This is a genomic window from Rhizobium sp. AN73 (assembly GCF_030757975.1).
Classification (GTDB): domain Bacteria; phylum Pseudomonadota; class Alphaproteobacteria; order Rhizobiales; family Rhizobiaceae; genus Agrobacterium; species Agrobacterium arsenijevicii.
Map to the genome: position 1 here is coordinate 1,753,719 of NZ_JARWME010000002.1, position 25,909 is coordinate 1,779,627.

The following is a 25,909-nucleotide window of genomic DNA, read 5'->3' on the forward strand; positions in this document are numbered from 1 at the left end:
CGTCGTGCCGGGGAGCGAAACTACACGGAGAACGCGATCAAGGAGGAAAGATCATGCGTGCAATCGTTTTTGTAAAAGCCACCAAGAGCAGCGAAGATGGTGTCATGCCCACGACCGAACTCATGGAGGCAATGGGAAAATTCAACGAGGAACTGGTCAATGCCGGCATCATGCAATCCGGCGACGGCCTGCACCCCTCGTCCAAGGGCAAGAGGGTCATTTTCGATGGCAACAGCCGCACCGTCGTCGACGGCCCCTTCCCGCATACCAACGAGCTTGTTGCCGGTTTCTGGATCTGGACGGTGAAGGACATGGACGAGGCAGTGGAATGGGTGAAACGCTGCCCGAACCCGATGCTGGAGCGCAGCGAGATCGAAATCCGCCCGATGTTCGAAATGGAGGATTTCGGCGATGTGGTGACGCCTGAAATCGCCGCCCATGTCGAAGAGCTGCGTGCGCGGGTCGGAAAGCAGTAAAAGCCGCTCAAGGTCGAGAGCCGGATTGAAACAGGAGAGTGCGGACCTGCCGCATTCTCCCGCACGGCGTCCCCCTCCAAAAGCCATTGCCTCGAACAACCACCACTGTTAATGGTGGAGCGGTTCAACACGTATCAAGAAAGGAGGCTTCGCATGGATATTTCCTGCTTCTGGCGCAATCGTCAGCTCTGCCACCTTTTTGCCCTGCAGACGCGTTTGCAGGGCTGACCGGAACACCAAAACTCTGGTTTGCCTAAAAGGCCGCGCAGAATGCAGCTTGTCTGCCGTTGCGCATGTTTTCACGACGGATCATCCCGAACCGAAACCCCGTACTGCATTGCCGCAGACCACGGTTCGTCGAGGGTCCGTTTTGCCAGAGACAAATTATGACCATCATCACGCTTCGAAACCTCGGAATCATTCTGGGCAAGCCGCTTTTTTCCAATCTCAGCCTCACCGTGAATGCGGGAGACCGCATCGGTATCGTCGCCGCCAATGGCTGCGGCAAATCCACCCTGCTCAATTGCCTTGCCGGTGAGCTGGACGCCACCAGTGGCGATATCACCCAGCTGCGCGGGCTGACGCAGTCCATCGTCCACCAGCATCTCCCCTCCGCCCTTATGGAACAGACGATGCGGGACGCCGTGCTTTCCGCCCTTCCGGCGGACACGATCGACAGTGAAAGCTGGCGCGCCGACATTATTTTCGACGCGATGCTGGTGCCGGAGCCGTTCCGCGAGCGCCGCCTGAAAGAGCTGAGCGGTGGCTGGCAGAGGCTTGCCATGCTGGCGCGGGCATGGATCACCGAGCCGGATATCCTCCTGCTCGATGAGCCGACCAACCATCTCGATCTCGAAAAAATCAACGTGCTGGAAAACTGGCTCGCTGAGTTGCCGCGCGATACCGCAGTTATCATCGTTAGCCACGATCGCGCCTTTCTCGACAATGTCACGAAGACCACGCTGTTCCTGCGGCCGGAAAATTCGGCACTGTTCCGGTTGCCCTACGGCCACGCGCGGTTAGCACTGGAAGAGGATGATGCTGCCGATGAGCGGCGTTTCCAGCGCGACATGAAAACCGCGCAGCAATTGCGCCGGCAGGCCGCCAAGCTCAACAATATCGGCATCAATTCCGGCAGCGATCTTCTGACCGTCAAGACCAAGCAATTGCGCCAGCGCGCCGAAAAGCTGGAGGAGAAGGCGCGGCCCGCCCATAGTGAGCGATCCGCCGGCAAGATCCAGCTCGCCAATCGCGGCACCCATGCCAAGGTTCTGGTCACTCTGGAGGACGTGCCCGTCTCGACGCCGGACGGAACAGTGCTGTTTCGCACCGGCCGGCAATTTATCCGGCAGGCTGACCGCATCGTCATTCTCGGCCGCAACGGCGTCGGCAAGACGCGGCTGATGTCGCTTCTGCAGGCGGCGGTATCGGGTGCGGGCCAGATACAGGAGGGCGTCAAGGCCACGCCCTCGCTGGTAGCCGGATATGTCGATCAGTCGCTTGCCGAAATCGACGACGACAGCACGCCGGCGGCGTTCATGACCCGCCGCTTCGACATTGGCGACCAGCGCATCCACGGTCTGCTCGCCGGCGCCGGGATCGATATGGAAATGCAGAAACGCCGCATCGCAACGCTTTCCGGCGGGCAGAAGGCGCGGCTTGCCATGCTGGCGCTGCGGCTGGCGGAGCCGAATTTCTACCTGCTGGACGAGCCCACCAACCATCTTGATATAGACGGGCAGGAAGCACTGGAGGCGGAAATCATCAGCCGTGAGGCCAGCTGCGTGTTCGTCTCGCACGATAGAAGTTTCGTGCGGGCGGTCGGAACCCGTTTCTGGCTGATCGACAAGCGCAGGCTGGTGGAAGTCGACGATCCCGAAGCGTTTTTCGCTTCGGCATGACAACTCTCCAATAGATCGAGGGTAAAACCAGCAAAACGCCCGTCAGCCCAGCAGGCTGGCGAGGCGTGGATCGCCGGCGAAATCCGAGACCGCAAATCCCGTTCTGCGCATTGGGAATTCGCACAGCGCCTGCACGCCCGTCTTCGACAGGCGGATGCGCCAGCTCATCCGTTCCACCGGCATTTTTTCAGCAAAGGCTTTGGGCGACAGGATCGCGATATTGAGGCCGCCTGCGGGATCGCGCACCGAGCGGTAAAGGATCGCCTCGATCTTGGCCAGACGTGCCTGCTCGGCCAGCGCCTGGCATGGCTCGTAATTTTGCAGATCGGTCCACAGCGCCTCGTCCCGGCTCAGTCCCAGTTTCGTCAGGTCCAGCGCCGCATCCGTGGCGATACGGGCGGCGAAGGCGGAATAATCGGCGGGATTGGCGGGCAACGGCGTGCCGGGGGATTCCGCATAAAACAGCAGCCGATAGAAGGCCATTTCGGCAAGCGCCGTTTCCACCTTCGCGGCGGCGTAATAAACGCCCTCGGTGAACCCGGCCCGGCGGAACCGCGAGCCATGCGGATAGGCAGCGCCATAACGGAAGGGCGTGGCGAGAAGATAGTCGAAACCGGCGCATTCCGGCGGAAACGGCCGTTTACTCGCCTCCAGAATATCTTCCAGCAGCGACTGCTCCTCCACCGTATCCACCAGTTTCATGGTGGATACCTGATGCTGCGCTTCCACCAGCCGCCAGTATTTTCCCGATGCGGCGCGTTTTTCAGACAGGAGCGCGTCGGGCGTCCAGATAGGAGAGGACATCGATCAATCCGGTAATGGTGGTGAGCCTCTCGGCAGGCACGGCATCAAGCGCCGTATTATGATTGCGCAGCCAGTTTTTGGCCACCGCCTCATCGCCGCCGGTAATCGCATCCAGCGAGCGGAAAACCCGGATCAGCAGTACTGCAAGTTCAAAGGACTTGGCCCCCGGCTCCAGCAGGAAATCCAGCCGCTTCATGCGCGACACCGTCGGCGCGGAAACACCGAGAATATCCGCCGTGCGGGCGGCATTCAGGCCCAGCCGCTCGGCAGCGGTCATAACGGCCTTGGTGACGACCCTGCCCTGCGAAGCAGGATCCAGGGCGGTCTTGGCGTGAATATTCATGGCGCATATCCTTTCCTTGGAAAGAATATAGCATATTTCTTTCCACAAACAAGAAGGCCGGGATGAACCCGGCCTCATTGCTCACATGGAATTGCTCACGCGGATTGGATCAGGCCACCGAGACCGGCACTTCCGTGGAGGTGCGCATGGCGTGGCTGTAAGGGCAGACGATGTGAGCGGCAGCAACCAGCTTTTCAGCGACTTCGCGCTCGACGCCCGGAATATTTGCCTTCAGCGATACTTCGATGCCGAAACCGCCGCCATCTTCGCGCGGGCCGATACCGACGGTTGCCGTCACAGTCGTGTCTTCAGGAATCTTTACCTTTTCCTTGCCGGCGACAAATTTCAGCGCGCCCAGGAAGCAGGCGGAATAACCGGCTGCGAAAAGCTGTTCCGGATTGGTGCCAACGGCGCCATCGCCGCCCAGTTCCTTCGGAACGGTGAGCGTAACGTCGAGAACGCCGTCCTCGGACTTGGCGTTGCCGGCGCGGCCACCGGTGGCGGATGCTTTGGTCGTGTAGAGAATAGGCATGGCATTTACTCCCTTTGGGTTGGTGTTGAGCTTCTTATAACGCGCAATTCAATTGTGCGCAATATAATTTTGCGCATTGAATAAAAAATCGTTTTTTGCGATAATTTCACGAAATTTCGCCGCGCATCCATGTGGCAGGAACCGAAAGGCAGGGCTGATTGTTCCCTTCCCGGTTGATTTTTGGAGCAGAACAATGGGCGCAGAGGGCAACGACATGAATATGGAAAGCCTGCTGAGGCTGGACCAGCAGATATGCTTTGCCCTTTACGGCGCGGCGCACGCCTTCACGCGCGCCTACAAGCCGCTGTTGGACCCGATCGGCCTGACCTATCCGCAATATCTGGTCATGATGGCGTTATGGGAAAAGGAAACCGCCACCGTCAAGGCGCTCGGCGAAATGCTGGGCCTCGATTCCGGCACGCTCTCCCCGCTGCTGAAGCGGCTGGAACATGCGGGACTGATTACCCGCAAACGCGGCACGGTAGACGAGCGGCAGGTGCTGGTGGCCGTGACGCCGAAAGGCGCCGACCTCAAAAAAGAAGGCGTGAAGATCATGGCCGCAATCGGCGGCGCCACCGGCTGCGGGCTGGAGGAACTGGCGCAGCTGCGCGACCAGGTGAATGCGTTGAGGGATGGCCTTACCCGGCCGTGATCCCGAAAAAACAAAGGCGGCACAAGGCCGCCTTTTTATATAAATGGGCTTTGGCTTACTGCCACACCACCACACGCGCCTTCTGCGGCACGCGGTCGTAGAGGTCGATGACGTCCTGGTTCATCAGGCGTACGCAGCCGGAAGAGACGGCCTTGCCGATGGAGTTCCATTCCGGCGAGCCGTGCAGGCGGTAAAGCGTGTCCTTGCCGTTCTGGAAGATGTAGAGCGCGCGGGCGCCGAGCGGGTTCTTCAGGCCCGGTGGCATGCCGCCGTTCTTGGAGGAATATTTGACCAGTTCCGGCTGGCGGGCGACCATTTCGTCCGGCGGGGTCCATTTCGGCCACTTCTGGCGCCACTGGATGACGCCTTCACCCGACCAGGCGAAACCATCACGGCCAATGCCGACGCCGTAACGCATGGCGCTGCCGCCCTGCTCCACGACATAGAGGAAGCGCGAGCGCGTATCCACGACGACGGTGCCGGGGCGCTCGCCGGTCGGATCGACGACGCGCTGGCGATAAAAGCGCCGGTCGATTTTCTGATAAGGGATTGCCGGAATGACGTAACCGCCATCCTCGACCGAACCGTACATGACGGCCAGTTCCGCATCGCTGACACCAGACGAGAACATCTGGCGGAAATCGCTGCCGATGCTGCTCGCCTGCTGGCGAATGGCTTCACCCGTGCCGGAGGAAGCGCAACCTGCCAGCAACGAAGCGGAGGAAATACCCAGAAGGGAAAGGAAAGTGCGTCTGGAAAGATCTGTGTCGGTGCTTGTCATAAGGCCGGATTGTCCCACATTTCGAACGGCTAAATCGCCGTTGTACATCGTTTGTTCCACGTACACAGGCGTATTGCGAAAATAGTTAACCGACCGCTAAAAGCCAGTCACAAGGCGCTGGAGGAACCCCACGATGCAGCGCTTTCTTTTAGAAAGTGGTCAGATAACCACAATCTGTGCGCCCTGCGGCACGCGCTCGTAGAGGTCGATCACATCCTGATTGAGCATGCGCACGCAACCGGACGAGGTCGCCTTGCCGACCGACTGCCAGTCCGGCGTGCCGTGTACGCGGTAAAGCGTGTCCTTGCCGTCCTTGAAAATATAGAGCGCGCGGGCACCGAGCGGATTGTTGAGACCCGGTGTCATGCCACCATTTTTGGCGGAGATGGAGGTGAGTTCCGGCTGACGCTTGACCATTTCATCCGGCGGCGTCCAGCGCGGCCATTTCGCCTTCCACTGGATCTTGCCGCGACCCGACCAGGCGTAACCGTCACGCCCGAGGCCAACGCCATAACGGATCGCCTTGCCGCCCGACTGCACGAGATAAAGGAAATGCTGCTTCGTATCCACGATGATGGTGCCCGGCGCTTCCGCCGTCTGGTAGCTCACCTCTTGCCTCAGGTAACGCGAATCGATGCGACCATAGGGAATGGCCGGCAGGGAGCGGTCCTCGTCGCGGATCGGACCATACATGACCCGATGCAGCGGATTAGAGACCGGCAGGCCATACGCCATCGTCTGCCCCTGCGCCTGCGGCACATTCAGGCCCTGTACCTGCGGTGCGCTGAGACCCTGCCCGCGCACCGGCGGGCCGTATTCCTGATGGAAGCGGGTTCTGAACAGATCCGGCGGGCGTGTGGAAAGCTGACCCGGCTGCGGCGGCAGTTCCGGCTGGCGATTGGAGCTGACGGAATTGAAATTGAAGACCGGCGCCGTTTCCTGCACGAAGACATCCGGGTTCATCCGGCTCGTATCCGTCACGAAAAGGCAGCCGCTCAGGAGAGGCAGCAGCGCGAGACCCGCCAGAGAGGCCGCCCGGCGGCAAGTTTTCAATAGGAGTGCTGTCATCTGAACCGCTTCATGAAACCAAGTTTGACCGCATGATGCACGGCGCGGCTGGCGCGAGGCTGGTGTGCGCTTTTCAAAAAAAATCGAAAAAGTGCATTTTTGCCCTTGAACCTCTAGTTGCTAGAGGTGCCAGATTGGCTGTCGAGTGGAATTCAGGAGCGGAAATCATGAATATTTCGACAGGCATGAACATCAAGCCAGACGACAGCGAGCAACTGACCTTCTCCGTCGGCGGCATGGATTGCGGCAGCTGCGCGGCGAAGATCGAGACCGCACTCTCGCGCCTGCCCGGTGTTGCCGACGTCAAGGTCTCCGTTGCACGGGAAAGACTGAACCTGTCGCTGGCCGAGAACAAAACGCCGGTCGAAAAAATCGAGGACACGCTGCGCAAGCTCGGATTCAAACCGGCTTTGCTGCCGCAGGAGAAGGCTCCCCGGGCAAAAGTCGAAGCAGATCATGACCATCACGACCATTCGACGTGCGGAGGTCATCATGCCGAGATCGACACTGCCGCAGGCACGAACACCAGCAACAACAGCGATAGCAATGCGTTGATCTTTTCGGTTGGCGGCATGGATTGCGGCAGCTGCGCGGCGAAGATCGAGACCGCGCTTTCCCGCCTTCCCGGCGTTGCCGACGTCAAGGTCTCCGTTGCACGCGAAAGACTGAACCTGTCGCTTACCGAAAGCAAAACCCCGGTCGAAAAAATCGAGGACACGCTGCGCAAGCTCGGGTTCAAGCCCGCCTTGCTGCCGCAGGAAAAGGCTGCGCGCGGAAAGGTGGAAGATCACGAGCATGATCATGGATCGTGCAGCGGCGACCATCATGACCACGATCATTCCGGGCATGATCACTCAAGTCACGATCATTCGGGCCACGACCACGCCGGACATGACCATTCGGATCACGATCACGCCAATTGCGGCGGCCACGACCATGATCACGCCAAGCATTCGCATGACCACGCGCAGACAGAACCGGCAGCCCATAGCACTGAGGTCGGACATGCGCATGGTGCGGATGAAAAAGGCGCATGGTGGCGCACTGCCAAGGCCCGTAACACCTTCACCGGCACCATTCTGGTCGCGGCCGCCTATGCGGCGGAACTGACCTTTCCGGCATGGGGCGGTTACGCCTTCATCGTCGCAACGCTGGTCACACTGTTTCCCATTGCGCGCAACGCCTTCAACGCCGCACGTTTCGGCGCGATCTTCACCATCGAGATGTTGATGACGATTGCCGCCATCGGCGCCATCATCATTGGCGAGGCGGAAGAAGCGGCGATTGTCGTGCTGCTCTTCTCCGTCGGCGAATTGCTCGAGGGTTTTGCGGCCGCGCGTGCACGCTCAGGCATCAAGGCTCTCGGCTCGCTCCTGCCGAAGACCGCGCTGGTGGAAGAAAACGGCTCCCTTCGGCAGGTGGCTGCCGATCAGGTCCGCATCGGCCAGGTAGTCGTGGCGCGTCCGGGTGACCGCATCGCCGCCGATGGCGTGGTGATGGACGGAGAATCCAGCGTCGACGAATCGCCGATGACCGGCGAAAGCATTCCGGTCGCCAAGGAAAAGGGCGCGCGCGTCTTTGCGGGTTCGATCAACCATGACGGTTCGCTGCGCATCCGGGTCGACCGGGCGCCGGAAGACAACACCATTGCCCGCATCATCACGCTTGTCGAAGAAGCGCAGGATGCCCGCGCCCCGACCGAGCGCTTCATCCAGAACTTCTCGCGTTATTACATGCCGCTGATCGTGGCGATTTCGGCGCTCACCATCGTCGTGCCGCCGCTTGTCGGCCTTGGCGACTGGGATACCTGGATTTATCGCGGTCTGGCGCTGCTGCTGATCGGTTGCCCCTGCGCACTCGTCATCTCCGTTCCCGCCGCAATCGCCTCCAGCCTTTCGGCTGCGGCACGGCATGGCATGCTGGTTAAGGGCGGCGCGGTTATCGAAATGCTGGCGCGCACCGAAACCGTCGCCTTCGACAAGACCGGCACGCTGACGCTCGGCGAACCCGTGGTAACTGACGTGGTGTCGCTTGACGGCAACGAGGCCGGGCTGATCGCTGAAGCCGCGACCATCGAGCACGAATCGAGCCATCCGCTGGCACGAGCCATCGTCAACCATGCCAACAAGGCCGGCGTGAAGCCCCTGCCCGGTTCCAACATCAAGGCGATTTCCGGGCGCGGCATGCAAGGCAATGTGGGCGGAAAAGACCTCTTCATCGGTGCACCGCGTTTTGCAACCGAAGTCGGCACCCTTTCGAAGGAACTGGCCGATCGCATTTCCGCACTGGAAAGCGAAGGCAAGACGGTGGCCGTCGTCATGGCCGGCGGTGAAGCAAGCGGTCTCTTCGCCATGCGCGACGAGCCGCGCAAGGATGCGGCAGATGGCATCAAGGCGCTGAAGGAGATGGGTATCTCCTCGCTGATGCTGTCGGGCGACAATGCCCGCACGGCAAAGGCCATCGGCAACAAGCTGGGGCTTGAAGCGCGCGGCGAATTGCTGCCGCAGAACAAGGTCGAGGAAATCCGCAAGCTTGCCCAGAAGAAGACCGTGGTGATGGTCGGCGATGGCATCAATGATGCGCCTGCCCTTGCTGCGGCAAGCGTCGGTGTCGCCATCGGCTCGGGTACTGACGTGGCGATGGAAGCGGCGGATGCGGCGCTGATGCGCAACAATGTCGGTGACGCCGCCCGCCTCATCGGCCTTTCGCGCGCCACGATGGCGAATATCCGCCAGAACGTGACGATCGCGCTCGGCCTGAAGGCGGTGTTTCTGGTGACAACCGTCACCGGTCTTTCCGGCCTGTGGCTTGCCGTCTTTGCCGATACCGGTGCCACGGTTCTGGTCACTGCCAATGCCATGCGGCTGCTCGGTTACTTCAACCGCAACAAAGCCTGATCACAAGCCCTCCCAAACCGGCCGAGCCCCGTTAATCCGGGCTCGGCCGATCTCATTTTCAGCGTATTGACAAACTAATTGCGTCCAATAAATACCGCGTACCGCCGTTTTCCACGCGCGTGAAAAACGAATCCACGCGAGGGAGCGCTGAACTTGGCAAAGCATGGCTATAACCGCATTGCGTACCGCGCAATCAAGATCGGCGGCAATATCGTCAAGGTCATCTTCTCGATCGATCTGTTTATAAGGCCCGGCAGAAGAAAGACGCTTCCCGAATTCTTGCCGGCCAAACGCAGCGTAAAAGCGGAAAAAGCCATTCCCCGCATCATCTGGCAGACGAATTATTCCAACAGGGTGACGACGCCGATCTATGCGAATTTCCTGTTCAACCGTTGGCTGACCCCGGAATTCGAATATCGTTACCATGATGACGAGGCGTGCCAGGCCTATATCGACCGACATTTTCCCGGACGTTATGCCGATGCCTTCCGGCGATTGCAGGTCGGTGCCGCCAAGGCGGATTTCTGGCGTATTCTGGTTCTTCTGCAGGAAGGCGGCATCTATCTGGATATCGATTCCAATTTTGCGGCTCGCCCGGAAGATGTGATCGGCACGGATGAAGAAGCCGTTTTCATTGCCATGAAAGATGGCGAAATCACAAATTACTTCATGGCTTCCAAACCCGGCCACCCGGCGCTGCGGCTGATAGCCGATCGTATTGCCCAGAATATCGAAGAGGGAACGCTCGTCAGCGTCTATGACATGACCGGCCCGACGGTGGTGCATGCCGTCGTCAAGGAACTCGGGCTGCCGGTTCGCAATTACCGCGAGATGTGCACCCAGGGGCAATTCACCAACAAGCGCGCGCAATATGCCGACAAAAAAGACGGCGCATGGTGGGCGGAGCAGGCCAAGACGTCCATCGTCAAAAACTAGGACGCCATGCGCCCGCAAGCAGCGGCGCAATATCGCGCTTAGACAAAACCGTTGAAAAAGCGGATGCTTTCCGCCACCGCGCCCGGGACAACGCCATTATGGGTGCCGGGCAGCAATTGCTTGTCCACCTTGAACCCGGACGTCAAAGCGCGATCCACGAAAAGCTGATGATCGGCATCGAACGGTCGCTCCTCCGTGCCGCGCAGCAACAGCGTTGGACATTTGAGGCTGGGGCCGAAACAGACCGAAGAGCGCATGATGAATTCCCGCTCGTCGGTGTCGTCGAAACAGAGTTCCTCCGAATAGCGGTTGAAATAACGCCATGAATTGACGCCCGCCGAGATCGGCGCAGCGGCCCGGAACTTGCGGCTCATGGCCGCCAAAATCGTCAATGTGCCGCCATTGGAATGGCCGGCGATGAAGAACCGCTTTTTATCGATGCCGGGCAGGCTTTCCAGATAGGCGGCAGCCGCCAGCGCATCCGCCGTTTCATCGTAGAAACCGGAATAATTGCCGCTCTGGCCGTTCTCCCCCCGGAAGGATGGCAGAAGCACGACGTAACCCGCCTCCCAATAGGGTCTCATCATCGCCCAATGGCCGTCGCCGGTGGCGTTACCGCCATGCAGGAACAGAATTGCGGGTTTCAGCACCGTCGAGGGCTGATAATGGGAAAGCCAGGCCACAAGCTCGATCGAACCATCCGGCCCGCCGCGATAGGTCACCCGTTCGGCACCGGGCGGCGTGCCGAGCGGCGATGATTTTTCCGGTGCGGCCATTTTGTGCAGCAGATGGGTGTGGAAACGTTTGCGCGCCTCACCATAATCCTGCTTTTCCAGCGGTAGAATCACGGGCGCGGGAATGCCCGCTTTCGCGCCCCGCGGCAAAAGTGCGGCCGCTGACAGGCCCACGGCACCGGCCAGAAGGCTGCGCCGCGTCAGGCTCCCTGAAATCATGCCGCTCTCTTCCTGTCCGAAGGCTGGGGAAAGAAAGCGTTTGTCTGGCATATGCGCACCTGAGCGATCAAAACATTAGAAGCAGTTCATCACTGCGGCGGGATACTGTCCAATCACGGATCTGCGAATGACAACAATGTATTCGCAGCCATCGTGGCAATTTCTGGACAAACATTTCCTCATTCCTGCAACACGCACAGGAATGAGCGAAATTGGTGTCTCATCCAGCGGCAAGCGCCCTAACCTTCCGCGCCATCGATCATCGCGATCAGCGTCGAAAGCCGATCAGCCTCCGCCGGCAATTTATCGGCGCGCAACCTTGCAATGCGCGGAAACCGCATGGCGACGCCGGATTTGTGGCGGGTGGAGCGGTTGATGCCCTCGAAGGCCACCTCCAGTACGAAACCAAAATCGGGCGTGGCGCGCACCGCACGCACTGGGCCGAAACGCTCGACGGTATTGTCGCGCACGAACTTGTCCAGCACTTCCAGCTCCGCATCGGTGAACCCGAAATAGGCCTTTCCAACAGGCACGAGCTGTTCGCCATCCTCGCCTTCCGCCCATACGCCAAAGGTGAAATCGGAATAATAGCTTGAGCGTTTGCCGTGGCCGCGCTGCGCATACATCATGACAGCGTCGATGTTATAGGGATCGCGTTTCCACTTGAACCACGGCCCCTTGGCGCGCCCGGCCTGATAGGTGCTGTCACGACGCTTGATCATCACCCCTTCGATGACAGGATCGGGCGGTGCGGCACGCAGCGCGTCCAGTTCCGGCCATGTCGAGAAACCGATCAGCGGTGACAGGTCGAAGCGGTCGTGCGGCGCGTGTTCGATGATATCCGACAGGCGGCCACGACGTTGCAGATAGGTCTGCGCGCGAATGTCGCTCTCGCCATCAAACAGCAGGTCATAGGCGCGGATAAAGGCCGGATAATCGTCCAGCATCTTGGCCGTGACCGTCTTGCGGTTCAGCCGCTGCTGCAGATCGGAAAAGGTGCGGGTGAGATTGTTGGACCGCGCCGTTCCGCCAATCAGCAATTCGCCATCCATCACGCCTTCGAAATCGATTGCGTCAAGCACATCGGGAAAGGCGCCGGAAATATCGTCGCCGGAGCGGGAATAGAGTTTTCGTGTGGCACCGGCGCGCGACAATTGCACACGGATGCCGTCCCACTTCCATTCGGCGGCATAGTCGGCCGGGTCCAGCGCATCGAGATCGCCCTCGGCCACCGGCGTCGCCAGCATCACCGAATGGAAGATGGCTGGTGTGGCCAGCACCGGGCGATCAGTCCTGCCTTCCAGCCATGCGAAAAGCGATGTGTAGGGAGGTGTCAAACCGTGCCAGAGGGTCTCGATTTCGGTGATGTCCCTGCCCGCGAAATCCGCCAGCGCCTGACGCGCAAGCCGCGCTGAAACGCCGATGCGCAGGCTGCCGGTTGCGAGTTTGAGGAAGGCGAAACGCGAGGATGTATCGAGCCGGTCGAGCAGATCGCGCACCGCGCTGCGCACCTCGGTGCGGCCAAGTGAATTCATCAGCGTCACGACGTCGCCAAGACGGGGATCCTGCGCCTCGGAATCATCGGCACCGCCGATATTGCCCCAGACCAGCGATATGGTCTCGGCAAGATCGCCCACGTAATCATAGGAATAACGGAACAGTACCTCGTCCATCCGCTCCAGCACCAGCTCGCGCAGCATGGCGGGCTTGACGCTTTTGAGATCGAGCGTGCCGGCAATCGCCGCCAGCCCGTAACCCCGGTCGGGATCGGGCGTATCGCGGAAATAATCGGTCAGCAGTTTCAGCTTACCGTTGCGCGACGGGGTGAGAACGAGGCGGTCGAGAAGAGTGGCGAAGGCTTTCATCTCAATCCCCCTCGTCCTCGTAACCGACAAGATGCAGCGGCTTGGCGGCTATGCCCTGCAACTCGCACCACCGCACCAGCGCCTCTTCCCGGCCATGGGTGACCCATACGGCTTGCGGGCCAATTTCCTGGATTGTCTCCAACAATTCCGGCCAGTCGCAATGGTCTGATATGACCAGCGGCAGTTCCACGCCGCCCTGTTTCGCCCGTTGCCGTACCATCATCCAGCCGGACGCGAAGGCGATCAGCGGCTCGTTGAAGCGCCGCGCCCAACGTTCCTGAAAGGCCGAGGGCGGGCCGACGACGATCGCACCCCTGAAGTCGGTGGGATCGCTTTTCTCAAGCGTAGCGGGCCTCAGATCACCGAGATCGATGCCCTGCGAAACGTAATAATCACAGAGCCGCGCCAGCGCGCCGTGGATATAGATGGGGTCGGCGTAACCGTTGTCGCGCAAAAGCCGGATGACGCGCTGCGCCTTGCCGAGCGAATAGGCCCCGACCAGATGGGTGCGCTCGGGAAACTGCCGGATGGAAGTGAGCAGCTTGCCGATTTCCACACGCGGCAGCGGATGGTGAAACACCGGTAGCCCGAAGGTGGCCTCGGTGATGAAGACATCACAGGGCACCGTCTCGAAGGGTGTACAGGTGGGATCGATGCCGCGCTTGTAATCGCCGGAGGCGACGATGCGCATGCCGTTCATTTCTACGGAGACTTGCGCCGAGCCCAGCACATGGCCAGCGGGGTGGAAACCGACGGTCACACCGTTCACCTCCACCTCCTCGCCAAATGCGACCGCCTGTTCGCTGCCACAGAAATCCTCGCCGTAGCGGATGCGCATGATATCCAGCGTCTGGCGCGTGGCCAGCACCGCCCCGTGGCCGGCACGGGCGTGATCGGAATGGCCGTGGGTGATGAGCGCCCGCGCCACCGGGCGAACGGGATCGATATAAAAATCGCCCGGCGGGCAATAAAGGCCCTTGGGCGTGGAGTTGAGGAGCTGTTCCGGCTTCATATTCATGGAGATAGGGCCGCCCGCGCAAATTTAAAGTGCTGCGAGCATAACGCGGAACGGGCGTTAGATTTCCAGGGGTGTGGTTTTTGTTTTGCCGGGGCGGTGAATTTCGTTCAAGCGCCTGCGGAGACTTATTTGACAGACCTGTCCATCAAACGCCACGTCATCCTCGGGCTTGCCCCGAGGATCCATGGTGCGCCGGATTGTGTATCCTCGGGGCAAGCCCGAGGATGACGGAGGAAAGATTGGAACGCGCCTTTCAGCGGCGTCCGACGGCCCTCACTCCCCCGCACTCTCTGCCGGCTTCGCCGCCTGCGCCGCCACCGGCAACCGGACCGGTTTCAGCATCAGTGCTGCGGCAAGGCCGATGGCGGCGGTTGCGGCGGCTGCGAAAAACAGCGGGGTGAAGGCATCCGAATAGAGAGCTGCGACCGCCGTCTGTGAGGCTGCGGGCAATTCGGACAGCATTTTCGGCGTCAGTTCCTCGATCCTGCCGATGCCCGGAATGTTGGCGGGCACGCCCTTCAGGCTCGAGGTGATGATCGCGCCATAGACCGAGATGGCGATGGCAGCACCGCCCATGCGGGTCAGCGTCACCGCGCCGCTCGCAGCACCGATATCCGCCTTGGGTGCCGAATTCTGCACGCCGATGATCGGCGCCTGCTGGCCGAGACCGACGGCGAAACCCTGCACCAGCATCAAAGCACCGATCAGCACCAGCGGCGTGCCGGCATGGACCTGCGTAAAGCTGAGCATGGCGAGAAGATTGAGCGTCAGCCCCGCCACCGAAAACGGCTTGTAAACGCCCTTGATCGAGATCAGCCGCCCCGCCGATAGCGAGCCCATGACGATGCCGCCGGTGACCGCGATGAAGAACAGCCCGGCATGGGAGGGGGAAAGCCCGGTCGTGGTTTGCAGGAACAGGGCGTAATAATTGACCATGCCGATGCCGATGCCGCCGCTGGTCAGAGAAACGATCATCAACAGCGGAAAGGTGCTGTCCTTGAAGAGACGCAGCGGCACCACGGGTTCCGGCGCTCGGCGCTCCACCTGCACCCAGAGGAAGGCCGCGATGACCGCAAAAGCGATGATGCCGAGGCTGGGTCCGGCAAAAAGCGAGCCGAACAATTGGCTGCTATCGGCCCAGAACACCACACTTGCAATCGTAGCTGCCAGCAGCGCCGCGCCAAGATAGTCGATCTTCGGCTGACGCGCGGGACGGCGGTAAGGCAGCATGAAAACAAGGCCGGTGATGACAATGATACCGAGCGGCAGGTTGATGAGGAAGATCGACCGCCAGCCGAACAGATCGCTCATCGTGCCACCGAGAATTGGCCCGACGCTGCCCGAGGCCATGATGGTGAGGCTGGAATAGCTCTGATAACGGGCTCTTTCACGCGGTTCGAACAGATCCGCATTGACGGAGAAGATCGACACCATGATGCCGCCGCCGCCAAGCCCCTGAAGCACGCGGGCCGCGATCAGGCTATCCATCGACCAGGCCAGCCCGCAGGCAAGCGACCCGACCGTGAAGATGATGACCGCCGCGATCATCACATACTTTCGTCCGAACAGATCGCCGAGCTTGCCATAAACAGGCATGACCGCGCTGGTCGCCAGAAGATAGGCCGAACCGATCCAGCCGAAACGCTCCAGCGCGCCGAACTCGCCGACGATGGTGGGAAGTGCTGTCGATACGATCTGGTTGTCGAGTGTCGCCATGAACATGGCCAGCATCAGAAACAGAAAGACGATGAGCCTGCGCCGATGATCCGACACAAGCGGCGCCACGGGGGCTGCGGACATATCCATGAAAAATCTCGTTTAGGTTCGGCGGTTTTGCTGCGGCAATTTGTGTGCTATCAGCACATATATGTCAATGGCAAGTTTTTGACATCCATGTTAATGGGACGAGCGCATCCGGTTAAATCGAATCGTCGGATGCGCTCTATGTTTTTGTTTTGCGCATTGTCCGGGCGTAAAACCGCTACGCACTTTTACTGGAAATGCTTTAAATGTGATCGCGAACTGGCATCGAAAGGAACGGCGAAGCGTGGCGACTGAGGAAGACTGGAACGAGGATCTGCCCGACGACATCAGGCGTATCGGCAATACGATGACGCGCATGCGGATCATGATCGGACGGCGCATCATCGGTCGCATGGCGCTTGCCAAGGTGGCTCCGGGTCTTGAACTCTCCCATATCGACGTTCTCGATATATTGCGCCGTGCGGACGGCGATGTCACCGTTGGCGCGATTGCCGAAGGCATGCGCATCGACCCTTCACGCGGCAGCCGGGTGGTGGCGGATATGGTTGGGCGCGGCCTGCTGAAACGCGGCGTCTCGCAGGAGGACGCCCGCCGCAGCATCGTCGAGATCACGCCACTTGGAACCAATCTGCTTCAGGAAATGCGCAGGACCAAGATGAGCGTCATCCAGGATGTGATGGATGGCTGGCCGGAGGAGGATGTAGAAACATTCGCACGGCTTTTCGAACGGTTCATCGACCGTTTCGAGTACCGGCTGTCACCGGATACGGACCTCCTGACGGATCAGAAAAAATCATAGTTGGCCTCGCCATCCGCAACTTCACTTTAAAAGGACGAGACCTTAACGTGCCGCCATCGAGAAGGCCGGAGCACGTTCTGTTTGCCGACATCGTCGGCCGTGCCCTGCTTTTTGTTTTCCGCATTGTCCGGGCGTAAAACTGCGGCGCAGTTTTACTGGAAATGCTCTTAAGGGGGTAACTTCGATGTTGACGATCTATGGTGTTTACCGTTCCCGCGCCACGCGCACGCTCTGGCTTGCCGGGGAACTGGGCATGGAATTCAAGCATGTGCCTGTCGTGCAGGCCCGCCGCGTTGCCGATCCTCTGGCAGTGGACGCGCCGCTCAACACGCTGTCCCCCGCGTTTCTGACCATCAACCCGATGGGCACCATCCCCTGCATCGAAGATGACGGCATGGTGCTTTACGAATCCATGGCCATCAATCTCTATCTCGCCCGCAAATATGGCGGACCGCTCGCCCCTGTCGATTTGAAGGAAGATGCGGCGATGCTGCAATGGTCCTTCTTCGCCGCAACCGAAGTCGAGACCAATTCGCTGAAGATTTCCTCCGCCATCGCCGAAGGTCTGGCGGACAGCGATACCGGCAAAGCGGTGATCGATGTCGCCGCGCGCCTTTTGAAGCGCCCGTTCCGGGTGCTGGAACAGCATCTTTCCAGCCACGATTATCTGGTGGGCGACCGGTTCACCGTCGCCGATCTCAACGTCGCGGAAATCGTCCGTTACGCACAGGGTCACCAGCCGCTGTTCGACGCCCATCCGGCGCTCAAGGCCTGGCTGGAGCGTTGCCAGGCCCGCACCGCATTCAAGACCATGTGGGATAGCCGCACAGCCGAGGCGGCGTGAACGAAGGCGCTAGCTGAGGATAGTTGGCAGACCTCTCTCCGCACTCGACGTCATCCTCGGGCCTGTCCCGAGGATCTGCAACCTCTAGATTTTACGAGATGTGATTGGATCCTCGGGACAAGCCCGAGGATGACGAAGCAAGCTTTTTAGCGCATCACCCCTTCTCGCCCGCCAGCGCCCTCTGAACCGCGGGCCGCTCGTTCATGCGCCGGAAATGGTCGTGCACCTTCGGGAAGCGGGCAATATCCACGCCATCGCTTGCCAGCCAGCCGGACATGACGAAAAGATAGGGATCGGCGACCGAATAGGCGGTGCCGAGAACCCATGGGCCGTGCAGCATGCCGTGTTCGATCAGGTCGAAACATTCGGTCATGGTCTGCGGCACCTTCGCCTTCATGTCCGCCAGAGATGCCTCCTCATTCGCCCAGCGGCTGCCGCGCCGGCCATGTGCATGGGCAACATGTACCGTGGAGGAAATGAAAGCGTTGAAGGATTGCATCAGGGCGAATTCGAAGGGATCGTCGAGCGGTGCGAGTTTCTTCTCCGGAGCCATCTGCGCGATGAAGGCGAGGATGGCGGGCGTTTCGGTCAGCACCCCGCTTGCCGTTGCCAGCGCCGGTACGCGACCCTTCGGATTGATCTTCAGGAATGTCTCGGAGCGCTGCTCGCCCTCGGCGAAATTGACGCGATGGGCCGTGTAAGGCAGGCCGGATTCCTCAAGCACGATATGGCTGGCGCGGGAGCAGGAACCGGGGGAGAAAAACAGTGTGAACATCGATATGCGACCTCCAGGGCAATGAAGGCGTCCACCTTTTCCTGTTGCGGACGCCGGCTCCTGCCGGCGGCCAAGGTTGGCCATCACACGCAAGGGCAAGCCATCATCCTGCCGACAGCCGGCCGCGTCAAAGGTTATTTATGAAGCGCGTCGAGTTTAGTCGAACGCATGCGACGCGCTTTAAATTTTTGTTTTCACGCATTTTCCGGACGCAAAACCGCAACGCAGTTTTACTGGAAACGCTCTAGAGGCCAACGACGCGGATATCGCCGACATGGATGCCGTTCCAGTTGCGCATCTGCCGGTTTGCCATGGCAAGAAGCGCCTCGTTCTCGGCGCCATCGAAATATTTCGCCAGCATGGCGGCGATCATCGCTTCGGCCGCACGCGCCGTGCCGTCCTCGCATTTCACCGCCATGGCGATGCCCTTTTCCGGCAATGCTGCCACGAAGACGCCTTCCGCACCGGTCTTGGCAAAAATCCTGCCCGGTGCGATCTGCATCAGCTTCGTGCAGGCGCGACCGGTGCCCGCCACATAAAACGGTTCCGCCATGCAGGCCTCGAAAAGCCGGCGGGACGCTTTGGCGCGACCGGCCTCCAGCCCCCTGCCCGTCGCCATTTTGGCAAAACCATGCGCCAAGCCTTTCAGCGGCACGGCATAGGTGGGGATCGAGCAGCCATCCACGCCACAATTGTCGTGACCGAGTGTCGCGCCCGTCAGGCTTTCCATCGTCGCACGAATTTCCCGCTGCAGGGGATGATCGTAACCGACATAGCCCTTCGGGTCGGTGCCCGTGTGGCAGCAGGCGCAGATGAAGCCGGAGTGCTTGCCGGAACAATTATTGTGAAGCGCCGTCGGCTTTTCCAGCGTGCGGGCCTGATGGATGATGGTTTTCTGGTCGGACGACCAGTGCGCGCCGCATTCCAGCGTATCGACATCCCTGCCCGCCCTGGCGAGCATCGAGGCGGCGAGTGCCGCGTGTTCGTCCTCGCCGGAATGGGAGGAGCAGGCGAGCGCCAGTTCGCGATTGCCGAAGCCATAGGCATCCGCCGCGCCGCTTTCCACCAGCGGCAGCGCCTGCATGGCCTTGCAGGCGGAACGCGGGAAGACACCATGCTCGACATCACCCGCTGAAAACACGACGCCGCCATCGCCATCCACCACCACGGCAAGGCCCTGATGGCGGCTTTCGACCAGATTGCCCCTGACGACTTCGACGGTAACGGGATTGTTCATGCTCACGGCCTCAAAAAATTCTGATTTTATGTCGTTGATAGCGCAATTGATTTTTCGATGCACGGGGCTATCAGTGAAATTTGCCAAACGTCTGTTGCTGGCGATTGCCGTTATTTATTTGCTTCCCGCACTGGCATCAGCCGGGTTGTGGGCCATGCGCGATCATCCGCAGGGTTGGCGTGATGCCCGCTGGTCTTCTTCAGGCACCCTTCCGCAAGCCGCTGCGGACAGAGAGGCTGCCGTCTACGTCTTTTCCGCCATGACCGGTGGCTTTAAAGGCTCCCTCGCCAGCCACGCCTGGGTCGTGCTGAAGAAGCCGGGCGCAAAGGCCTATGATCGTTATGACAAGGTGGGTTGGGGAATGCCAATCCGCCGTAATGGGTACGCGGCGGATGCCTATTGGTATTCCAACACGCCGCGTCAGGTGGTGGCGATCCATGGCGCGGAGGCGGAAAAGCTTATCCCGAAAATCGAACAGGCGATTGCCGATTATCCCTATGGCAAACCGGGCGGCTACCGCATCTATCCCGGCCCCAACTCCAACACCTTCGTCGCCCATGTGCTGCGCAGCGTGCCGGAACTCGGCGTGGTTCTGCCATCAGACGCGGTGGGCCGTGACTATCTGCCGAACGGCGCGTTTTATCACGTTGCCGATGACTGGAAGGATGCCAGTGTTTCGCTGGGCGGCCTGTTCGGCATTTCCGCAGGCGCACGCAGCGGCTTCGAGGTCAATTTCCTCGGTCTGGTTGCGGGTGTCGATTTCATCCGCCCCGGCGTGAAGATACCGGGGCTGGGTTATTTCGGGGTGGCGGGTATCCGAGTCTGATGCCTTCAGGCATCGGCGACGTGACTTGCCCGTTTTGCGCGGATGGCCTGGGCGATGAAAACGCGCGACAGGCCGTGATAGAGCGGCTCGCGGGAAAACAGGCGTGAGGTTAGATATCCCAGCATCGATGCGACCATGATGGGGATTACCCCCTCGTGATTGCCGGTCATTTCGAGGATGATCACGAAAGCCGTCATCGGCGCCTGCACCACGCCTGCAAAATATCCCGCCATGCCGACAATGGCGCCAAGGCCGATGCTGGTGCCAAGCAAAGTCGCCATGGTGCTGCCAAAACCCGCGCCCACCGACAGCGACGGCGCGAAAATACCGCCGGGAATGCCCGACATCATCGCGAGGAAAGTCGCCGCCAGCTTTTCGATGAAGAAGAAGGCCGGCGCTGCCTGACCTTCGATCGCCGCACGCGCCTGTTCGTAACCCGTTCCGAAGGTCGCGCCATCAGTTGCAACGCCGATAATGGCGGAGGCAAGGCCGCAGGCGGCCGCGACCGCCAGCATCCGTTTCAATGGCATGGTCTGCGCAAAGCGGCGGATGCGGGCTGATAAGCGAAGAGCGCCGGCGCTGAACAGCGCACCGAATGCACCGCCGCCAATGCCGCAGACCAGAACAAGCAGCCAGTCCTTCATCGTTTGCGCCATCACGGAACTGGTGCCGAAATAGGTATAGCTGCCAACCAGCGCCAGCGAGGCGAGGCCGGACAGGATGACGGCGGTGAGGACGAGGCCGTTTGCCCGCGATTCGTAGGTCTTGCTCATCTCCTCGATGGCAAAGACGATGCCCGCCAGCGGCGTGTTGAATGCGGCCGCGATGCCCGCCGCCGATCCGGCGAGAATAAGCCCCTTTGCCTGCGCCATGCCGCCCCAGCGCGCCGCCTGCAGCATGATCGAGGCACCAACCTGAACGGTCGGCCCCTCACGGCCGATGGAAGCACCGGACAAAAGCCCGGCTACCGTCAGCACCACCTTGCCGAAAGCAAGTTTCAGCGACAGAAGACGGGAACGGTCCGCATCGTCGCGCAGGTGCCGAGCCGCAATCGCCTGGGGGATGCCGCTACCGCCGGCATTGGGGAAAACCGTCAACGCCAGCCAGGCGCACAGCGTGAAACCGAGCGGCGTTATGATGAGGGGCAGCAGAAAGGCCCACTCGCCTGAAGAGGTTGCGGTAAAGAAAAGATGCTGGGCGCGATCTGCCGCCCATGCAAACCCGACGCTGATGATACCGACGGCAAGCGCGCCGATCCAGAATACCGCGCGTGGCTTCCACACCCGCCAGGAGCCCCAGACGACACGGGAACGGCGGAGCATTTTCAGCTTCTTGTAATCGACGGGCATGGCGGTCCAGATCGGTAATTTTGCTATTCATCATCAGGCGGGAAGCCTGTTTATCTGCCTCAAGGCCCGTGATTGCAAGGTTTAGCATTTGACTCGCCGCCGCCAATGTTCGATCTTATGCATCGCAATTGCAACGCAAGGAGACGATCCATGAAAACGGCAACGATCCCTTCGCTGCGGGTAACGGCGGATTTTCGCGAGGCGGCGGAAAGCGTGCTGAAGGATGGCGAGACGCTTTCCTCCTTCGTTGAGGATTCCGTGCGCAGGCAGGTGGAAATCCGCAAATCTCAGGCGGAGTTTATTGCGCGCGGGCTGGCGTCGCTCGAAGAGGCGGAACGCACGGGAGTTTATTATACCACCGACGACGTTCTTTCGATGATGCAAAGAAAGCTTGATGCCGCGAAGGCAGCAAAGCGGAAATGACATATACGCTTCGTTACACCGAGGAAGCGTTGGGTGATTTCGACCGAATCTACGACTTTCTGATCGCCTATGACATCGATGTGGCGGCAAAAGCGATCCATGCCATCAAGGCAGGGCTGCAACTTTTGACAGACTTTCCTTTCAGTTGCCGCAAGGCATCTGCGGAAAACAGCCTGATACGCGAACTGCTCGTGCCGTTCGGCTCGTCAGGCTATATCGTGCTGTTCCGCATCGACGGTCCTGAAACCGTCACCATCGCCGCCGTCCGCCACCAGCGCGAGGACGACTACCATTGACCGTCACCGGTCGCTGACGGCCGCGCGTGGGTTGATCCACGGCTCCTGATTGGAACGCGGCAGCGGGGTTTTGCCGAGAATATGATCGGCCGCCTTTTCGCCGGTCATGATCGACGGGCCGTTCAGGTTGCCATAGGTTACATGCGGGAAGATCGAGCTGTCGGCGACCCTCAATCCTTCAACACCGATCACCCGGCATTCGGGATCGACGACCGCCGTCGGATCGTCGCGATCCCCCATCCGGCAGGTGCCGCAGGGGTGATAGGCGCTTTCCAGATGCTCTCGCAGGAAGGTGTCGATCTGCTCGTCCGTCACCACCTTCTCGCCCGGCTGGATTTCCGGCCCGCGAAAATCATCAAAGGCTTTCTGGCTGAAAATTTCGCGCGTCAGGCGCACGCAGTGGCGGAATTTTTCCCAGTCTTCCGGGTGGCTCATATAGTTGAAGCGGATGACCGGATCGTCATGCGGATCGGCGGAGCGCAGGGTGACGTTGCCGCGCGATTTCGACAGGTTGTAACCCACATGCACCTGAAAACCGTGGCTTTTTGCCGCCGCCTTGCCGTCATAGGAAATGGCGACGGGCAGGAAATGATACTGGATATCGGGCTGTTTGAGGCCCGGTGCGGAACGCAGGAAGGCGCAGGCTTCAAACTGGTTGGAGGCCCCGAGCCCACCCTTCGACAGCAACCATTGTGCGCCCGCCACGCCCTGCCAGAACCATGGCAACCAGGAATAAAGCGAGACCGGCTTGGTGGAGACCTGCTGGAAATAAAACTCCATATGGTCCTGAAGATTTGCGCCCACACCCGGACGATCCGCGTTCACTTCGATACCCATTTCAGCCAGGTGGGCGGCAGGCCCGATGCCGGAAAGCATCAGCAATTTCGGCGAATTGAAGGAGGATGCGGAGAGAATGACCTCGCGATTGGCCGTGATGGTTTCCACCACGCCCCTGCGCTCAATCTCGACACCCACGGCGCGGCCGTTCTCGATGACGATCTTGCGGGCGAAGCCGTTGACCAGCGTGACATTACCGCGCTTCAGCGCCGGCCGCAGATAGGCATTGGCGGCGGACCAGCGGCGGCCGTGGTGGATGGTCTGCTCCATCAGGCCGAAACCTTCCTGCTTGGAGCCGTTATAGTCATCGGTGAGTTCGAAACCGGCCTGTGCACCGGCCTGAATGAAGGCATGAAACAGGGGATTGTTGACCGGCCCGCGCTGCACATGCAGCGGCCCATCCGTGCCGCGCCAACCCTCTTCGCCGCCATGGCTGTGTTCCATGCGCTTGAAGTAAGGCAGCACATCCGCATAGGCCCAGCCGTGCGCGCCAAGCTCCTCCCAACGATTGAAATCCTCCGCATGGCCACGCACGTAAACGAGGCCGTTGATGGAGGACGAGCCGCCGATGACCTTGCCGCGCGGTGCTGTGATACGGCGATTGTCGAGGGTCGGCTCAGGCTCAGAGAGATAACCCCAATTGTAGCGCTTCATGCTCATCGGCCAGGCGAGCGCCGCCGGCATCTGGATGAAGGGGCCGAAATCGGAACCGCCCGCCTCGATGACGATCACCGAATAGCGGCCGTCTTCCGACAGGCGATAGGCGATGGCGGAGCCTGCGGAACCCGAACCGACGATGACGAAATCTGCCTGCATGATTTGCTCTCTCCAATGAGCGTTGGTTCCGATTGACTGTCAGCGGGCGGGTTTACCCCCTCTGTCCTGCCGGACATCTCCCCCTCAAGGGGGGAGATCGGCAAGACGCGCTACCGCAACTTCATTCTCAAACACCGAGATGGGTGAGACCGTGCCTCAGGTCGATCTCCCCCCTTGAGGGGGAGATGTCCGGCAGGACAGAGGGGGTAACCCCCGCCCACCGAGCTGAATTAATAAGGCGCGACCACCTTGCCCGTGCTCACATAAACCGTCTTCAATTCACTGTAGTGGTTAAGCGCCGCCGCCGAATTCTCGCGGCCGAAGCCGGATTGTTTCGAGCCGCCGAAGGGCATTTCCACCGGGCAGAGATTGTAGGTGTTGATCCACAGCGTGCCCGCCTCCAGCTGGTCGACCACGCGATGGGCGCGGGCGAGATCGGCGGTGAAGACGCCGCCGGCAAGGCCGAATTCCGTGGCGTTGGCACGCGCGATAACCTCGTCCTCATCGTCGAAATCCAGCACGCACATGACCGGGCCGAAGATTTCCTCGCGCGCGATGGTCATGCCATCAGTCACATCGGCAAACACGGTCGGCTGCACATAAGCGCCCTCGCCCGAGACATTGTTGGGAATGCCGCCGCCGGTCACGAGCGTCGCGCCTTCCGCCTTGCCCTTTTCGATGTAACCGAGAACCTTTTCCTGCTGGGCCTTGGAGACCAGCGGGCCGAGATGGGTGGCGTAATCGAGCGGGTCGCCAAGGATCATCGCTTCGGTGCGGCGCTTCAGGTTTTCGAGGAAGCGGGCTTTTGCCTTTTTCTGCACGAAGACACGCGTGCCGTTGGAGCAGACCTGACCGGAAGAATAAAAGTTGCCGAGCATGGCGCCGCCGACAGCACTTTCGATATCGGCATCATCGAAGACGATCATCGGCGACTTGCCGCCGAGTTCCATCGTCACATGCTTCAGATGTCCGGCAGCGGCAGCGGCAACCTTACGGCCGGTCGGCACCGAGCCGGTGAGCGAAACCTTGGCGACATCCGGGTGGTTGACCAGAAGCGGGCCGGTATCACGATCACCCTGAATGACGTTGAACAGGCCCTTGGGCAACCCGGCCTCGATCAGGATTTCGGCAATCTTCAGGGCGCCGAGGGGCGTGTTTTCCGATGGCTTGAAGACCATGGCATTGCCGGCAACGAGCGCAGGTGCGGCCTTCCAGCAGGCGATCTGCTGCGGATAGTTCCATGCGCCGATGCCGACACAGACGCCGAGCGGCACACGCTTGGTATAGGCAAAATCACCACCGAGCGGGATGTAATCACCGTTCAAAGCGGAAGGCGCGATACCGCCGAAAAATTCGAAGGCAACGGCACCGGAGGTCGGATCGGCGACGATGGTTTCCTGGATCGGCTTGCCGGTATCCAGCGTCTCGAGCGTGGAGAGCGCCTCGTTGCGTTCGCGCATGATCTCGGCGGCACGTTTCAATATACGTCCGCGCGCCATGGGGCTCATCGCCGCCCATTCCTTCTGGGCGCGTTTGGCAGAAGCGATGGCGCGCTCGACAATCGCCGGCGTTGCCGCATGCAGCCTTGCGATGACCTCGCCGGTTGCCGGAAAGACGCTTTCGAAAAGGGTGCCGGCATTGTCTTCGACATACTCGCCGTCAATGAAATGCGAGGCTTTGGGTTGCGCCCGGAGAGACGTCGCGGTGGTCATGTCGA

Annotated in this window: 24 protein-coding genes; 10 read left to right on the forward strand and 14 right to left on the reverse strand. The window is 60.4% G+C overall.

All coding sequences use genetic code 11. The annotated features are described in order from the left end of the window. Positions 1-53: 53 nt before the first annotated feature. Together RBH10_RS18625 and RBH10_RS18630 are read left to right on the forward strand one after the other, a co-directional pair. A complete protein-coding gene (locus tag RBH10_RS18625; protein WP_281036184.1) occupies positions 54-476 on the forward strand; it encodes a YciI family protein in 423 nt (140 codons plus the stop codon). Between the two features lie 386 nt (positions 477-862). Continuing rightward, positions 863-2,377 (forward strand): ABC-F family ATP-binding cassette domain-containing protein, encoded by a 1,515-nt coding sequence (locus RBH10_RS18630; RefSeq protein ID WP_281036183.1) that lies wholly within the window; start codon positions 863-865, stop codon positions 2,375-2,377. A gap of 42 nt (positions 2,378-2,419) precedes the next feature. Here RBH10_RS18630 and RBH10_RS18635 read toward each other — a convergent pair whose 3' ends face one another. The 3 genes from RBH10_RS18635 to RBH10_RS18645 form a co-directional block, all read right to left on the reverse strand. Then, positions 2,420-3,181 (reverse strand): RES family NAD+ phosphorylase, encoded by a 762-nt coding sequence (locus tag RBH10_RS18635; protein ID WP_281036182.1) that lies wholly within the window; start codon positions 3,179-3,181, stop codon positions 2,420-2,422. After that, a complete protein-coding gene (locus tag RBH10_RS18640; RefSeq protein WP_281036181.1) occupies positions 3,141-3,524 on the reverse strand; it encodes an MbcA/ParS/Xre antitoxin family protein in 384 nt (127 codons plus the stop codon). The genes RBH10_RS18635 and RBH10_RS18640 overlap by 41 nt, the downstream gene beginning before the upstream one ends. Positions 3,525-3,633: 109 nt before the next feature. After that, positions 3,634-4,056: an organic hydroperoxide resistance protein gene (locus RBH10_RS18645; protein ID WP_045018126.1), complete on the reverse strand. Its 423-nt coding sequence runs from the start codon at positions 4,054-4,056 to the stop codon at positions 3,634-3,636. A gap of 193 nt (positions 4,057-4,249) precedes the next feature. Between RBH10_RS18645 and RBH10_RS18650 the strand changes: the two genes are divergently transcribed. Beyond that, positions 4,250-4,708, forward strand: coding sequence for a MarR family winged helix-turn-helix transcriptional regulator (locus RBH10_RS18650; protein WP_281036180.1), 459 nt, complete (start codon positions 4,250-4,252; stop codon positions 4,706-4,708). A 55-nt stretch (positions 4,709-4,763) separates the two neighbouring features. On the opposite strand, the gene RBH10_RS18655 is transcribed toward RBH10_RS18650, so the two are convergent. Both RBH10_RS18655 and RBH10_RS18660 read right to left on the reverse strand, forming a co-directional pair. Then, positions 4,764-5,489 carry a L,D-transpeptidase gene (locus RBH10_RS18655; protein ID WP_045018390.1) on the reverse strand — a complete coding sequence of 242 codons (726 nt, stop codon included), beginning with the start codon at positions 5,487-5,489 and terminating at the stop codon, positions 4,764-4,766. Between the two features lie 159 nt (positions 5,490-5,648). Further along, positions 5,649-6,557, reverse strand: a complete 909-nt coding sequence (locus tag RBH10_RS18660) for a L,D-transpeptidase (protein ID WP_045018130.1) — start codon at positions 6,555-6,557, stop codon at positions 5,649-5,651. 167 nt (positions 6,558-6,724) lie between these two features. Between RBH10_RS18660 and RBH10_RS18665 the strand changes: the two genes are divergently transcribed. Both RBH10_RS18665 and RBH10_RS18670 read left to right on the forward strand, forming a co-directional pair. Next, positions 6,725-9,454: a heavy metal translocating P-type ATPase gene (locus RBH10_RS18665; protein WP_281036178.1), complete on the forward strand. Its 2,730-nt coding sequence runs from the start codon at positions 6,725-6,727 to the stop codon at positions 9,452-9,454. A 153-nt stretch (positions 9,455-9,607) separates the two neighbouring features. Continuing rightward, positions 9,608-10,390, forward strand: coding sequence for a glycosyltransferase family 32 protein (locus RBH10_RS18670; protein WP_281036177.1), 783 nt, complete (start codon positions 9,608-9,610; stop codon positions 10,388-10,390). A gap of 38 nt (positions 10,391-10,428) precedes the next feature. On the opposite strand, the gene RBH10_RS18675 is transcribed toward RBH10_RS18670, so the two are convergent. The 4 genes from RBH10_RS18675 to RBH10_RS18690 all read right to left on the reverse strand — a co-directional run bounded on the left by RBH10_RS18675 (position 10,429) and on the right by RBH10_RS18690 (position 16,032). Continuing rightward, positions 10,429-11,394 carry a S9 family peptidase gene (locus RBH10_RS18675; RefSeq protein WP_281036176.1) on the reverse strand — a complete coding sequence of 322 codons (966 nt, stop codon included), beginning with the start codon at positions 11,392-11,394 and terminating at the stop codon, positions 10,429-10,431. Positions 11,395-11,582: 188 nt separating this feature from the next. Next, positions 11,583-13,208, reverse strand: coding sequence for a cisplatin damage response ATP-dependent DNA ligase (locus tag RBH10_RS18680; RefSeq protein WP_281036175.1), 1,626 nt, complete (start codon positions 13,206-13,208; stop codon positions 11,583-11,585). 1 nt (position 13,209) lies between these two features. Next, on the reverse strand, positions 13,210-14,220 hold the full coding sequence (locus tag RBH10_RS18685) for a ligase-associated DNA damage response exonuclease (RefSeq protein WP_281037352.1): 1,011 nt from the start codon (positions 14,218-14,220) through the stop codon (positions 13,210-13,212). Between the two features lie 279 nt (positions 14,221-14,499). Next, positions 14,500-16,032: an MDR family MFS transporter gene (locus RBH10_RS18690; RefSeq protein ID WP_281036174.1), complete on the reverse strand. Its 1,533-nt coding sequence runs from the start codon at positions 16,030-16,032 to the stop codon at positions 14,500-14,502. 241 nt (positions 16,033-16,273) lie between these two features. On the opposite strand from RBH10_RS18690, the gene RBH10_RS18695 reads away from it, so the two are divergent. Then, positions 16,274-16,789, forward strand: coding sequence for a MarR family winged helix-turn-helix transcriptional regulator (locus RBH10_RS18695; protein ID WP_281036173.1), 516 nt, complete (start codon positions 16,274-16,276; stop codon positions 16,787-16,789). Positions 16,790-16,973: 184 nt separating this feature from the next. Then, positions 16,974-17,633, forward strand: coding sequence for a glutathione S-transferase family protein (locus tag RBH10_RS18700; protein ID WP_281036172.1), 660 nt, complete (start codon positions 16,974-16,976; stop codon positions 17,631-17,633). Between the two features lie 154 nt (positions 17,634-17,787). Here the strand turns inward: RBH10_RS18700 and RBH10_RS18705 are convergent, their stop codons facing one another. Continuing rightward, positions 17,788-18,408 (reverse strand): glutathione S-transferase family protein, encoded by a 621-nt coding sequence (locus RBH10_RS18705; RefSeq protein ID WP_281036171.1) that lies wholly within the window; start codon positions 18,406-18,408, stop codon positions 17,788-17,790. 244 nt (positions 18,409-18,652) lie between these two features. Further along, entirely contained in the window at positions 18,653-19,645 is a 993-nt protein-coding gene (locus tag RBH10_RS18710) for an asparaginase (RefSeq protein ID WP_281036169.1), read from the reverse strand. A 73-nt stretch (positions 19,646-19,718) separates the two neighbouring features. Between RBH10_RS18710 and RBH10_RS18715 the strand changes: the two genes are divergently transcribed. After that, positions 19,719-20,471 carry a DUF3750 domain-containing protein gene (locus RBH10_RS18715; RefSeq protein ID WP_281036168.1) on the forward strand — a complete coding sequence of 251 codons (753 nt, stop codon included), beginning with the start codon at positions 19,719-19,721 and terminating at the stop codon, positions 20,469-20,471. Positions 20,472-20,476: 5 nt separating this feature from the next. Here the strand turns inward: RBH10_RS18715 and RBH10_RS18720 are convergent, their stop codons facing one another. Beyond that, a complete protein-coding gene (locus RBH10_RS18720) occupies positions 20,477-21,820 on the reverse strand; it encodes a chloride channel protein (protein WP_281036166.1) in 1,344 nt (447 codons plus the stop codon). Between the two features lie 150 nt (positions 21,821-21,970). On the opposite strand from RBH10_RS18720, the gene RBH10_RS18725 reads away from it, so the two are divergent. Beyond that, the gene (locus RBH10_RS18725; RefSeq protein WP_281036165.1) at positions 21,971-22,243 is read left to right on the forward strand and encodes a YlcI/YnfO family protein; all 273 of its coding nucleotides are present in this window, start codon (positions 21,971-21,973) and stop codon (positions 22,241-22,243) included. After that, complete coding sequence (locus RBH10_RS18730; protein WP_045018161.1) at positions 22,240-22,539, forward strand: type II toxin-antitoxin system RelE/ParE family toxin; 300 nt, start codon at positions 22,240-22,242, stop codon at positions 22,537-22,539. The genes RBH10_RS18725 and RBH10_RS18730 overlap by 4 nt, the downstream gene beginning before the upstream one ends. A 3-nt stretch (positions 22,540-22,542) precedes the next feature. On the opposite strand, the gene betA is transcribed toward RBH10_RS18730, so the two are convergent. Together betA and betB are read right to left on the reverse strand one after the other, a co-directional pair. Then, positions 22,543-24,192, reverse strand: a complete 1,650-nt coding sequence (gene betA / locus RBH10_RS18735; protein ID WP_281036164.1) for a choline dehydrogenase — start codon at positions 24,190-24,192, stop codon at positions 22,543-22,545. A gap of 230 nt (positions 24,193-24,422) precedes the next feature. Then, positions 24,423-25,904, reverse strand: coding sequence for a betaine-aldehyde dehydrogenase (gene betB / locus RBH10_RS18740; protein WP_281036163.1), 1,482 nt, complete (start codon positions 25,902-25,904; stop codon positions 24,423-24,425). Between the last annotated feature and the right edge of the window lie 5 nt (positions 25,905-25,909).